This is a genomic window from Kitasatospora fiedleri (assembly GCF_948472415.1).
Taxonomy (GTDB): Bacteria; Actinomycetota; Actinomycetes; order Streptomycetales; family Streptomycetaceae; genus Kitasatospora; species Kitasatospora fiedleri.
Genome location: NZ_OX419519.1, coordinates 4800102 through 4812204, shown reverse-complemented (window position 1 = coordinate 4812204; position 12103 = coordinate 4800102). Strand labels below are relative to the sequence as shown.

General features: G+C 71.4%; 14 protein-coding genes and 1 pseudogene. 5 read left to right on the top strand and 10 right to left on the bottom strand.

What is annotated here, in order from left to right; genetic code table 11:
- Positions 1–75 precede the first annotated feature (75 nt).
- Together QMQ26_RS22260 and QMQ26_RS22255 are read left to right on the top strand one after the other, a co-directional pair.
- On the top strand, positions 76–1083 hold the full coding sequence (locus tag QMQ26_RS22260; protein ID WP_282202474.1) for a hypothetical protein: 1008 nt from the start codon (positions 76–78) through the stop codon (positions 1081–1083).
- A 29-nt stretch (positions 1084–1112) separates the two neighbouring features.
- Positions 1113–1646, top strand: coding sequence for a hypothetical protein (locus tag QMQ26_RS22255; protein WP_282202473.1), 534 nt, complete (start codon positions 1113–1115; stop codon positions 1644–1646).
- Between the two features lie 388 nt (positions 1647–2034).
- On the opposite strand, the gene QMQ26_RS22250 is transcribed toward QMQ26_RS22255, so the two are convergent.
- From QMQ26_RS22250 to sigE, 7 genes and pseudogenes are all read right to left on the bottom strand, one after another.
- Entirely contained in the window at positions 2035–2607 is a 573-nt protein-coding gene (locus QMQ26_RS22250; RefSeq protein WP_282202472.1) for a protein phosphatase 2C domain-containing protein, read from the bottom strand.
- Positions 2608–3112: 505 nt separating this feature from the next.
- Positions 3113–3340, bottom strand: coding sequence for a hypothetical protein (locus QMQ26_RS22245; protein WP_282202471.1), 228 nt, complete (start codon positions 3338–3340; stop codon positions 3113–3115).
- Positions 3295–4179, bottom strand: a complete 885-nt coding sequence (locus QMQ26_RS22240) for a protein phosphatase 2C domain-containing protein (RefSeq protein WP_282202470.1) — start codon at positions 4177–4179, stop codon at positions 3295–3297. Before QMQ26_RS22240 ends, QMQ26_RS22245 begins: the two co-directional genes overlap by 46 nt.
- Positions 4180–4483: 304 nt before the next feature.
- Positions 4484–5130 (bottom strand): annotated as a pseudogene (locus tag QMQ26_RS22235) (hypothetical protein).
- A gap of 224 nt (positions 5131–5354) precedes the next feature.
- Entirely contained in the window at positions 5355–5774 is a 420-nt protein-coding gene (locus tag QMQ26_RS22230) for a sec-independent translocase (protein WP_100836479.1), read from the bottom strand.
- Between the two features lie 134 nt (positions 5775–5908).
- Positions 5909–6787 (bottom strand): anti-sigma factor family protein, encoded by an 879-nt coding sequence (locus tag QMQ26_RS22225; protein WP_282202469.1) that lies wholly within the window; start codon positions 6785–6787, stop codon positions 5909–5911.
- A complete protein-coding gene (sigE, locus tag QMQ26_RS22220; protein WP_111554281.1) occupies positions 6784–7491 on the bottom strand; it encodes an RNA polymerase sigma factor SigE in 708 nt (235 codons plus the stop codon). Before sigE ends, QMQ26_RS22225 begins: the two co-directional genes overlap by 4 nt.
- A 247-nt stretch (positions 7492–7738) precedes the next feature.
- On the opposite strand from sigE, the gene QMQ26_RS22215 reads away from it, so the two are divergent.
- Positions 7739–8413, top strand: a complete 675-nt coding sequence (locus QMQ26_RS22215; RefSeq protein ID WP_404813937.1) for an O-methyltransferase — start codon at positions 7739–7741, stop codon at positions 8411–8413.
- Positions 8414–8571: 158 nt separating this feature from the next.
- Here the strand turns inward: QMQ26_RS22215 and QMQ26_RS22210 are convergent, their stop codons facing one another.
- Complete coding sequence (locus QMQ26_RS22210) at positions 8572–8739, bottom strand: DUF3117 domain-containing protein (protein WP_014137929.1); 168 nt, start codon at positions 8737–8739, stop codon at positions 8572–8574.
- Between the two features lie 290 nt (positions 8740–9029).
- On the opposite strand from QMQ26_RS22210, the gene QMQ26_RS22205 reads away from it, so the two are divergent.
- Positions 9030–9830, top strand: coding sequence for an enoyl-CoA hydratase/isomerase family protein (locus QMQ26_RS22205; RefSeq protein ID WP_282202467.1), 801 nt, complete (start codon positions 9030–9032; stop codon positions 9828–9830).
- 155 nt (positions 9831–9985) lie between these two features.
- On the opposite strand, the gene QMQ26_RS22200 is transcribed toward QMQ26_RS22205, so the two are convergent.
- Together QMQ26_RS22200 and QMQ26_RS22195 are read right to left on the bottom strand one after the other, a co-directional pair.
- Positions 9986–10555, bottom strand: coding sequence for a DNA-3-methyladenine glycosylase I (locus QMQ26_RS22200; protein ID WP_100836482.1), 570 nt, complete (start codon positions 10553–10555; stop codon positions 9986–9988).
- A complete protein-coding gene (locus QMQ26_RS22195; RefSeq protein ID WP_282202466.1) occupies positions 10552–11091 on the bottom strand; it encodes a DivIVA domain-containing protein in 540 nt (179 codons plus the stop codon). The genes QMQ26_RS22200 and QMQ26_RS22195 overlap by 4 nt, the downstream gene beginning before the upstream one ends.
- Positions 11092–11274: 183 nt before the next feature.
- Between QMQ26_RS22195 and folP the strand changes: the two genes are divergently transcribed.
- Positions 11275–12087 carry a dihydropteroate synthase gene (gene folP / locus QMQ26_RS22190; protein WP_282206589.1) on the top strand — a complete coding sequence of 271 codons (813 nt, stop codon included), beginning with the start codon at positions 11275–11277 and terminating at the stop codon, positions 12085–12087.
- Positions 12088–12103 lie beyond the last annotated feature (16 nt).

Here is a 12103-nt window from a genome sequence, read left to right as displayed (position 1 = left end):
TGGTGGTGCCCGCGTTCCTTCCCCTCCCCAACCAACATGACATCGCCGTGGCACGGCAAGCCACAGAATGCGATCATGTCCATGCTGCAATTAGGTAGATGCGCCGAGCTATACGAGGAGGTGCCACCTCTCTATAATCGGCCCAGGGCCACGGATGCGGAGGAAAGCGTGCCAAACTACCAGTTCTGCTTGTACGAGATTAAGATCCGGCCGCTCCGCAAGAAAGATTCTTTCAGGCTCGTCTCCGAGTTCAACCCCAGCAAGCACGACCTAATCGAAGTGATCCAGAAATTTATGGAAAACGAGATGGGTACCACGGGAATTAAAATCGATCGGAGCGAGCACTACATTCGCTTGATGGGGATCGAAACCACCGGGCGGATAATCTGGCCTACCGTTGAGTCTGGGCACTTTGGATCCACTGGCCAGGTGGTAGATACATCAACAGGAAGCAACGCCTACCCTATCAGTAGCGACGATGCCCCCGCTTACCCCTTGCGGCAAGGAATTATTGTTCCCCGCTCTGGTTTTAGTGCAATTTGGGCAACCGAGACGGTCGGAAACACATCCTCAATGACTTCCCTGTGGAATTCACTGAGTGAATGGTTTCGGAAAGAGTATGAAAGCGAGGGGCTGATCCTTGAAAAAATGCCCCTTCAGAACACTGACGCCTGGAACGAGTTCATCGAGCAGTCGCAACTTCGAGAAATCAAGTATGTCGTCCAGGTTCAAGACACTGACAATGCGGTCGGAGTCCGGACAATGGAATTTACCGCCAAGAGCGGTCGCGGCATGCGTCTAGCAAAAACCTGGATTGATCGAGCCCTCGAAAAGAAGCTCCCGCCCGGAACAGTTTTTTCCGTGGAGGGCCTCCCTGAGCCATCCGAGGTACACCTTGAGATCATGCGAGAGGGGAAGTCTCGGACAATTATCGTCGGAAGAGAATTTCCTCGCTTCATGTACCCGATCGAATCTCCGTCGGGATCATCCCCTAGTGACGAGACGTTTCGCCGAGAGGTTCTGTCAGAGGTAGGTGCTTCACTAGACCTGATGGGCGTCGGCCGGGGGGACTGGCAGGCGTAGACCGAGACGCCAAGCCTGGAGGGAATAGCGTGAGCGCCAAGTGGAGCGTCTGGGACATTGCACGCGCAAACTTTAAAACCTACAGTAACGCAATCACCGGAAAGCCCATGGCATCGGACTACATTGCGTTCTTGGTCATTCCCGCTGGCTTGGCAATCGCCTGCGGAATTGCCGCGAAAACTGGACACTTCCATCTCACCAACGTTTCGCAGTTCATTGGTGGAGTTGGAATCTTTACAGGCCTTCTATTTGGCCTACTCACCAATGTATTCACCCTAAGCCTGAAGGTCAGGAGAGACGAAGGGCTCGAGCCCGATCACCTTGCAATTCGGCAGGTTCGGGAACTGTTTTCAAATATCGGATGGTCCGTAACAGTTGGGCTAGCCCTAATCGTCTCAGTTGTTTCAGCCGCCGCCACCCATAAATCCACGGATCCACTGGGCGCAATATGGGTAGGGTTCCTGACGTTTCTATTCAGCCACCTCATCATGACGGTCCTTATGGCATTGAAGCGACTCTGGTTCGCGCATGAAAGCATCTCCAAACTTCCACCAAAATCGTGAATTAACGAGCATCGAAGCCGCTGGCTTAAGCTGCGGGCGGTGGAGCGGTTTTGGCCGGTGTCCTGCCTGATCTGGGGTCGAGCATGATCGGGGGGCCGTAAGCTGTTGCGACTCGGTCAGGGCTTTTGGGCCTGACCGCAATTTGGCCGAGTGGCCCCCCGTTCTTGCTCGGTGCTGGGCCCGGTCCTGGCAGGTGGGTAAAACCGTGGAGCCGCCCGCCCCCAGCCACGGCGGGGTTCTGGGCTCAGCCCTCTTCTGCCGTCCGTCCGCCGGCGCGGTCGGGCGCCACTGGAGCGGGGCGAAGATCCGGAGCGTCGGCAAGCGGCCAGGCCGCGCGCTGGCGCGCTGTGCGCGCCTTGATGAAGTAGCGAAACTCGTAACAGCTCTACTACCTCTGCCTTTTGATCCACTCCCCGCCGGGCTCGGGCTGGCCGTAGACGGCTGTCACGTCATCGTGGCGCTTGCCCCGGAAGGTACCCGGCTCGGTGGCCAACTCGGCGTCGCGGATGGCCTGGACGGCCTGTTCGGGGCCCTGCTTGGCGAGCGTGTCCAGCAACCGCTCCCAGCTCCAGCCGTAGCGCTCAACGAGCCGCGAGACGCCGTCGGTGACCATGCCGAAGCTCTCGACGTCCGCCAGGGGGAAGCTCGCCGTCACGGCCCGGTCCGCGGCTTCCGGCTTGGTGCTGGCGACCCAGAAGCCTTCGTCCGTGGTGCGCAGGAGGCTCAGGGAGTCGTGGTCGTAGGCGGGCAGGTGGAACGTCCGGTCATCGAGCACGGTCGTCGCCTCGCCACCGCGTGTGCGAACCACGATCGGGGAGTCAGCGAAGGTGAGGCAGTCCAACCGCCCGTGGTGCTCGCGCACGATGGCGACCGTGCTGGACGGGTTGTTCGGGTCGGTGAGGTCGCACTGCGCGGACAGGCCCTCGGCCCTGACGGCTCCTTCGCTCAGTACCTCGGGCACCACGACCCTGGCTTCACGCTCCGCGCCAGCCCCCACCTGATGCCGAGCAGTACGAAGCGGAGGCTGCGACTATCGATCACGTCTTCGGTGACGGAGTCGAGCGGTGGGTCACGATCACGGACGACCCGTTCGTCGGCTACTTCGGACCGGTGCGCGCCGTGGACCACGACCGGAGCCGCGTGCAGGTGATCGTGGACATCCTGGGCGACCCGGCCACTGTGGACCTCTCCGTAAGTGACGTTGTCAGGGGCGCATGACTCTCGGCGAGCCCGTCGAGCCACGTAAGCGGTATCGAGAGACGGACAGCCCCACAACGGCCCAGCAGGCCGTCCAGGGATAAGAAATGCCTGGTCAGAACGCCGACCGCTTGAGTGGGACAAGTGCTGACGGTCGGGTTCTCCGGCCCGTCGCGCCTCCGCCGGCCACTGCCCTGACCGTCGGGGGGGTGGTCCGCAGTCATCTCGTCGTTGTCGGGCGGTGCGTCGGTGGGGGCACGTCGGGGCGGTCATTGCGGGGCGTGGGTGGGCGGGGTCGCGGTGATGGCGGCGGTTTGGGCGGCGGCGTGGGTGATGGAGGTGGTGGGGTGGGTGCGGATGGCGGCGGCGATGGCGAGGAGGGCTTCCACCTGGGCGAAGGCGGCGGCCTGTTCGGGGGTGAAGTGGCCGTTGCGGCGGCGGTGGGATTCGGTCAGCAGTTGCCTGGCTGCGCCGACGTGGCTTTCGTACTGGTCCATTGGCTGGCTGTCTCCTTGGTCTGGTGCGGGCGGCGGAGGAGGGCGGCGGTGGCGTCGTCGTGGGTCTTGGTGCGGGGCCAGCGGGTGTGGTGGGGGTCGGTGTGTTCGAGGGTGCGGGTGTGGTCGATGAGGGACTGGGGGCCGGTGTCCTGGAGGAGGGTGAGGAGGGTGGGCCAGTCGGTGGTGGCGAAGTCGTCGACGGGGCGGGCGGCGCCGTCGGTGAGGAGGGCGGCGGAGCGGAGGTCGGGCCAGGGGGCGGTGCCGGTGAGGGCGTGGTGGGCGGCGGCGGGGTCGGGGCCGGCCACCCAGTAGCCGTCGGGGGTGTTCATGGCCTGGCGTTGGGCGTCGGCGAGGAGGGTGCGGCGGTCGGCGGCGGGGAGGCCGTCCAGGCGGTGGGCGAGGTCACGGAGTTGACGGTCGGTCACCTCGCCGACGCGGTGGTCGGAGACGGCGCGCAGGCCGTCGGGGAGGTCGAGCAGGACGGTGGAGTCGGCGAGCACCAGCCACTGGGCGCGGTCCTCGGTGCGGCGCAGCAGGGCGACGGCGGCGGTGGGTGTCATGGGGTGGGCGAGGTCGCAGGCGGGGCCGTGGCGCCGGGCGATGGCGGCGAGCGCGTCGGCCAGGCAGTCCGCCAGGGGTCGGGTGCCGTCCAGGGTGCGGTGGAGCAGTTCGGTGCCGAGGGTGCGGACGAACCAGGGGACGCCGTGCGCGCAGCCGGTCGCGGTGCCGTCGGGGAGGCCCGCGCCGTCGAGGACCAGGACGGTGTCGGGGCCGGCCAGGACGAGGTCCTCGTTCGGTCGGCCGGGGTGGCCGGGGGCGGTGGCGAAGGATATCTGCACGGTGCGGCTCCGGAACCGGTCGGTTGGTCGGTCGATCAGTCGGGCGGGCGGGACTGTCCACAGGGTGTGGACGGACGGCGGCGGTGCCGGCCCCGGGCGTGCTGCCGGTGCCGGCGGCCGGGGTGCTCGCCACCCGGTCCGGCAGCCGCCGCGGCTGGATCGCGGTGCTCGCCGCCACGCTGCCGCTCCCCGGGAGTCACCGGGCGGTGGTGCCGGCTCCGGCTCCGGTGCCGGAGTGCGGGGGCGGCTGGATCAGCCGGCCGGACGACGGCTCCTGCCGCTGCTCCGCGGGGCCGGCCGGAGCCTACTTGCCGTTGTACGTCCCCAGGTCGGCGACGGCGGTGAAGCCGACGCCGTACGCGGACACCGAGCGGCCGTAGGCGCCGATCAGCACGCCGGGGGCCTCGCCGGCCAGGACCCAGCCGTGTTCGGACTCGCGGTAGCGGAAGGGCTGCGGGAGGCCGTTGACCGGGAGGGTGAGCGAGGACCAGGCGGGGCCGTCGAGGTCGTCGGCCAGGTCCCAGGCGAGGGCGGACTGCTGGTCGAGCCAGTTCTGCCGCAGGGTGCGGTCGAGGTTGCCGGGCCAGGTGGCGGTGAGCAGGCCGGAGCCGGCCAGCCAGGCGGCGGAGGAGGCGGAGGTGGCCTCCAGGGTGCCGGTGTCGTCGGCGCTGCGGCGGACCTCGCGGCGGGCGACGGTGACGACCACCGCGAAGCGGCGGGCGTCGCGCGGTTCGGGGCCGCGGGCGGGCTCGTCGCCGTGGCCGAGGGTGCCGTAGTCGGGGGGCCCGGCTCGGTGCCGCGCTGGCCGGTGCCGACCTGGCCGAGCCAGCGGCGGCCGGTCCAGCCCTCGTCCAGGCCGTACCAGGGGAAGTCGGCGGCGCGGTAGCCGGCCAGCGGGTCGATGGCGCGGCGGGCGGCGGCGATGCTCCCCGTACGGTGCGTGACGTCCACTGCGGGCCTCCTCAGCTGTGCTCCCCGGGCGCTCCATGGTCGCGCACCCGGGCCCTTCCGGCCGGAAGAACCGGGCCGGACACGGCCAGGCGTGACGGAACCCACAGGTCCGCCGTCCGGGAGGGGCAGTGGACACGATAGCGGCGCGGACGGCGATGCCCCGTCCTACCGGAGTGGGACGGGGCGTCGGAAGGGCCGGAGGGGGTAGCCGGGCGCGGGCGGTGTCAGGTCGCGTCGGGATCGAACGGGGGGCGCTCCCCGACGGCCAGGGCCGGGCCGGCACCGGCGGTGGCGCTCTTGGCGAAGTCGACCGAGGCGGTGGGCGTCGGGGCGGGGTCGCCGTTCAGCGCGGACTTGAGGTCGACGCTGTCCTTGAGGTCCTTGAGGCCCAGCGGGTCGTCGCCGTCGCCGAGCAGCTGCTTGCGGACGAAGGTCTTCGGGTTGAGGTCCTCGAAGTCGAAGTTCTGGAACTCCGGCCCGAGTTCGCTGCGGATGTCCTCCTTCGCGCTGTCCGCGAAGGAGCGGACCTTGCGGATGAAGCCCATCGTGTCCTGGATCAGCTTGGGGAGCTTGTCCGGGCCGAAGATCACGATGGCCATGACGATGACCGTCACGACCTCCAGTCCGCCTATGTCTCCGAACACCTGAACTCCCAGCACCCGACATCGCTGAATCACAAGGGTAAACGCGGGCGGCCGTTCCCCCGGCCCCCGGTGGATGAAACCGTGGTAAAGACCACCCGGGTGACCGGCGTCGACGGCGTGCCGGTGAAGGCAGGCTAGCGCAGGAGTTGCCTCGGGTCACCGGTGGGCGTGGGCGTGCTGAGCTGGTAGCGGGCGCGCAGCAGGTACTCCTGCACGTCCACCGGCTGCTGGGCGTTGACCGGGACGACCGCCCCGCCGACCGGGGTGACGCTGGTGGGCTGGCGGCTGGGGCTCTGGCCGGCGGTGACGCTGCCGACCCCGCCGAGGGTGACGGCGGCGACCGAGAACGCCCCGGCGGCGGCGAACACCAGTCGGCGGCCGCGGGCGGCCGGGCGGGAGACCGGGAGTTCGCCGAGCCCGGCGGCCAGCGGGCGCAGGTCGGCGTCCGGCTCGCGGCCCGGCAGGGCGGACGGGCGGGTGCCGAACAGGCCGGCCCGCGGGTCGATGCCGGGTATCGGGGCGTCCGCGCCGAGCGCGCCGCCGCCGAAGCCCGCGCCGCGGCCGAAGGAGCCGCCGGTGAGCCGGCTGCCGCCGAACACGCCGCCGGAACCGCCGGACCCACCGGCGCCGCCGGTCGGCCCGTCCGGACCGGCCTGGTCCTCGGGCAGCGCGGCGACGGCCATCAGCCGGGCCATCAGGGCGGCCGACGGGCCGGGCGTGCCGGCTTCGCTCAGCGCGCGCTTGACCGACCGGGCCTGCTCGGCCTCGGCCAGGCAGTCCGGACAGGTCGCCAGGTGGGCCTGGACCCGCTCGCGGGCGTCGTGGCCCAGCTCGCCGTCCAGGTAGCCGGACAGCCGCTCGCCCAGGTGGTGCTCCTCGGCGGCCGGTTCGACCGGGCGGACCGCCGACGGACGCGGTTCGGGCCCGGGCGGGGCCGGCTGTTCGGCGCGGCGCAGCGGCGCCCAGCGCGAGCGGCCGGTGGCGTCCGCGCGCTCGGGGGCGCGATCGCTCATGACCCCCTCCGGTCGCTGACTGCCTGCTCGGCGCCGACCGGCACGGGCTCGGCGGAGCCGCCCCGGCGCGAACGGCCCGCGGCGGCGTTCGGCGCCCGGTGCTTGAGGGCCGCCCGCAGGTGCGAGCGGCCGCGGTGGATTCGGCTGCGGACGGTGCCGAGCTTCACCCCGAGGGTGGCGGCGATCTCCTCGTAGGAGAGGCCCTCGATGTCGCAGAGCACCACGGCGGCGCGGAACTCCGGGGCGAGGGTGTCCAGCGCCTGCTGGACGTCCGCGTCGAAGTGGGTGTCGCTGAAGTGCTGGGCGGGGCTGGGCTCGCGGCTGGCCAGGCGCTCCGCCGCGTCCTCGCCGAGGGCGTCGAAGCGAATCCGCTGGCGGCGGCGCACCATGTCCAGGAACAGGTTGGTGGTGATCCGGTGCAGCCAGCCCTCGAAGGTGCCGGGGGTGTAGGTGGAGAGCGAGCGGAAGACCCGGACGAAGACCTCCTGGGTGAGGTCCTCGGCGTCGTGCTGGTTGCCCGTCAGCCGGTACGCCAGGCGGTAGACCCGGGCGCTGTGCGCCTCGACGATCTCCTCCCAGCTGGGCGGCGTCCAGCTCTGCGCGTCGGGCCCCTCCGCGAAGGACGCGAGCGTGCCGGCGGCCCCGGCCACCGTGTCGTCGGCTGCGGTCGACTTGTCCAGGGGGGAGTGCACAGACTGGTTCATCACGGGCTTCGGCGTGCGGATCGACGTGAGGCCGCGGGAGTGCCGCTGCACAGGGACGTCGCCCTCGGCCACACCTCCTCGGTCGGCTCTTCTGCCCAGCAGAGCCACCACCATATCCACCTCACCCGTCAAGCCCGGATAAGAGCCGTCGAACAGCGACCGCCCCGGGCGGTCGGGCCGCCCGTAGCAGTCCAACGGCCAGCCGTCGAACGCGGTTCCCGGGCGGCCAGTAGTCTGTCGCTGGAATTTGTCGACTTGGGTCGGCACCGGCGCTCCGGAAGAGGCAGCCATCACCGAGTTCGGGCCCCAGCGAGCGGCCCTCGCCGACACCTACGTCGGCGAGGACGCGGTGCTGACCTACGCCCGGGCCCAGTCGGCCCGCACCGGCATACGCGCGATCGGCCCCAGCGGCGGCGCCGCGCTCCGGCTGCTCGCCGCCGCCCTCGACGCCAAGGCGGTGGTCGAGGTCGGCACCGGCACCGGCGTCTCCGGCGTCTACCTGCTGCGCGGCATGCGCGCGGACGGGGTGCTCACCACCGTCGACTCCGAACCGGTGCGCCAGCAGTACGCCCGCGAGGCGTACCGGGCCGCCGGGTTCACCGGCAACCGGGTCCGCTGCATCCCCGGCCGGGCCCGGGACGTGCTGCCCCGGCTCGCCGACGGCCAGTACGACCTGGTCTTCTGCGACGGCGACCCGGCCGACTCCCGGCTGCACCTGACCGAGGCGGTGCGGCTGCTGCGGCCGCGCGGCGTGGTCTGCTTCGAGGGCGTCTTCCAGGAGGGCCGGCTGGCCGAGCCCGAACTCGACGACCCGCAGACCCGCGCCGTGCGCGACCTGGTCGCCGACATCCGGGAGAGCGAGATCCTGCTGCCCGCCCTGCTCCCGGTCTCCGACGGGCTGCTCTGCGCCGTCAAGCGCTGACCGGGCCGGTACGGCCGTTCCGCACCGGTCCGGGGCGGCAGGGCCCGGGGCGGCAGGGCCCGGGCGATGCGGAACGGGCCCGGCCCCCGCAGCGGGGAGCCGGGCCCGTCGAGCACCTCGCCGATCGCCCGGGGAGATGCGGGGTCACCACCTGCAGATCAGCCGCAGGCCTTCTTGAGGGCCTCGCCCAGAGCGTCCGCCTCGTCGGGCGTCAGCTCCACCACCAGGCGCCCGCCTCCTTCGAGCGGAACTCGCATGATGATGCCCCGCCCCTCTTTGGTGACCTCCAGCGGGCCGTCACCCGTCCGCGGCTTCATGGCCGCCATGCTCGTTCCCCTTCCTGCAACCGTTCAGGTACGCACCGGACAGTCCGTCCACCGCCGGTATCGAACGCATTGATCGGAAGCCATTATCCCGCATGCGACGGCTGGATGACCAACATCACTCTCTGCGTCAAACTTCTCCAACCAGCCGAAAAGCCCCGATTACCTGCCGAAAGCCGCATCCCCGCGCAGTCCGACACGCCCGCCGGGGGTGCGCCACCTCACACTCCCCCGCCCGCCCGCGCTCCGGCATGCTGGCCCACGACAGCCACCGCGACCCGGGAGCCCTCACCATGTCCGACACCGTGCGCTACGAGCGCGACGGCGCCCTCGCCGTCCTCACCATCGACCGCGCCGCCGCCATGAACGCCCTCGACGTCCCCACCAAGGTCGCCCTCCGGGACGCCGTCACCACCGCCGCGACCGACCCCGGGGTCCGGGCCGTGCTGCTCACCGGCGCCGGCGACAAGGCGTTCTGCGTCGGCCAGGACCTCAAGGAGCACGTCGGACTGCTCCAGCGCCAGCGCGAGACCGGCGAGGGCGCGCTGCGCACCGTCGCCGAGCACTACAACCCGCTGGTCCGGGCCCTGGCCGGGATGCGCAAGCCCACCGTCGCCGCGGTCAACGGCATCGCCGCCGGCGCCGGGGCCTCGCTCGCCTTCGCCTGCGACTTCCGGCTGCTCGCCGACACCGCGGGCTTCAACACCTCCTTCGCCGGCGTCGCCCTCACCGCCGACTCCGGCGCCTCCTGGACCCTCCCCCGCCTGGTCGGCCACGCCCGGGCCACCGAGCTGCTGATGCTGCCGCGCACCATCCGCGCCGAGGAGGCGCTCGCCCTCGGCCTCGCCACCCGCGTCCTGCCCGCCGCCGAACTCGCCGCCGCCGCACACGAGTTCGCCCTCACCCTGGCCAACGGCCCGACGGTCGCCTACGGCGCGATCAAGGCGTCCCTGGCCTACGGCGCCTCCCACTCCCTGGACGAGCTGCTCGACAAGGAGGACGAACTCCAGACCCTCGCGGGCGAGAGCGAGGACCACCGCATCGCCGTCGACGCCTTCCTCGCCAAGGAGAAGCCCGCCTTCGTCGGCCGCTGACCGCCCCCGCGGGGCCCGCAGAACTAAGAGAGCAGCCCCGCGCACCCCCCGCACCCCGCCAGGGGCGCGGGGAACCGCGCGAAGGAGAACGGCACCCTCGGTGAGATCCGCTCACGGCGGGGCGTGGCCGCCCGGGCGGTCCCGGGGCGTAGGGGCTAGCGGGCGTGGCAGTCCGCGAGGTGGTCGTTGACCAGGCCGCACGCCTGCATCAGCGCGTACGCGGTGGTCGGGCCCACGAAGCGGAAGCCGGCCCGCTTGAGGGACTTCGCCAGTGCCGTGGACTCCGGTGTCACGGCCGGTACGTCGGCCAGGGTCGGCGGGGCGGGGCGGTCGCCGTCCGGGGCGTGGCTCCAGATCAGGGCGTCGAGTTCGCCGTCGGCCAGCGTCCGGGCGGCCTGCGCGTTGGCGATGGTGGCCAGGACCTTGGCCCGGTTGCGAATGATCCCGGTGTCGGCCAGCAGCCGTTCGACGTCCGCGTCGCCGAACTCGGCGACCGCCGCGGGGTCGAAGCCGTGGAAGGCCGCCCGGAAGCCCTCCCGGCGGCGCAGGATGGTGATCCAGGACAGCCCGGACTGGAACGCCTCCAGCGAGATCCGTTCGAACAGGGCCAGGTCGCCGTGGACCGGGCGGCCCCATTCGGTGTCGTGGTAGGCCCGGTAGTCCTCGGCCGAGTCGCCCCAGCCGCAGCGCCGCAGCCCGTCGGCCCCGAGGACCGCACCCGTCACGCGCGGTCGCCCTTGTGCTCGGCGGCGGTGGCGCCGTCCTCGTCCGCGACCACGTCGGTGCCCTGCTCGCCGGCCTCGCCGGTCTCGCCGGTCTCGCCGGTCTCGGCGGCCTCGGTCACCTCGCCGACCGCCGGGCCCTGCGGCTCCTTCTCCAGGACGGTGGTGAACGCCTCCAGCCCCGGCAGCGGCTCCCCGGCCGCACCCGCCGCACCCGCCGCGCCCGCCGCGCCCTCGGCCGCCGCCACCGAGCCGCGCACCACGCCGACGGCCTCCAGTTCGGCGATCCGGGCGTCCCGGAGGGCGAGTTCCGCGCCGAGGCGGTCGAGCACGTCGTCGACCTCGTCCATCCGGTAGCCGCGCAGCGCCATCGGGAGGCGGAGCTCGTCGACGTCGGTGCGGCTGAGGGCGCGGTCCTGCGGGAGGCGCACCGTGAGCCGGTCGTGCTCGGCCTCCGGCAGTGTTCCGCCGCCGCCCAGCGCCACCACTGCGGCGCCGCCGACCACCAGGGCCATCGCGATCACGATCACCACGAACACGAGCTGTCCTCCGTCAGTTCCCGGCAGTTCCCGGTCGGCTTCGGCCCGCCCGCGAGGGCTACGGTGGGATCATGGTCCCGGTACAGGCCGGGGCCCATCATTGCACCCGGGAGCGCTGAGGAGGAGACACCGGTGGCACTACGCCTCGGCACACGGGAGTTCGGCCCGGACGAGCTGGTCGTCATGGCGATCGTGAACCGCACCCCGGACTCGTTCTTCGACCGGGGGGCGACCTTCGCCGACGAGGCGGCCTTCGCGGCCGCGGACCGGGCGGTGGCCGAGGGCGCCGCGATCCTGGACATCGGCGGGGTGAAGGCCGGTCCGGGCGAGGAGGTCACCGTGGAGGAGGAGTTGCGCCGCACGGTGCCGTTCGTGGCGGAGCTGCGCAAGCGCCACCCGGACGCGGTGATCAGCGTGGACACCTGGCGGCACGAGGTCGGCGAGGCGGTCTGCGAGGTCGGCGCGGACCTGCTGAACGACGCCTGGGGCGGCTTCGACCCGAAGCTCGCCGAGGTCGCGGCCCGGCACGGCGCGGGCCTGGTGTGCACGCACGCGGGCGGCGCCGAGCCGCGCACCCGCCCGCACCGGGTGGGGTACGAGGACGTGATGGCGGACATCCTGGCGGTGACCGTCGGCCTGGCCGAGCGGGCGCTCGAACTGGGCGTGCGCCGCGACGGGTTGATCATCGACCCGGGGCACGACTTCGGTAAGAACACCCGGCACTCGCTGGAGGCGACCCGCCGTCTGCCGGAGATGACCGCGACCGGCTTCCCGGTGCTGGTCTCGCTCTCGAACAAGGACTTCGTCGGCGAGACCCTGGACAAGCCGGTGGACGAGCGCCTGCTCGGCACCCTGGCCACCACGGCGGTCTCGGCCTGGCTGGGCGCCCGGGTCTACCGGGTGCACCAGGTCGCCGAGACCCGGCAGGTGCTGGACATGGTGGCCTCGATCCGCGGCACCCGCCCCCCGGCGGTGGCCCGCCGGGGGCTGGCCTGAAGGCCCGTCGTCCCGC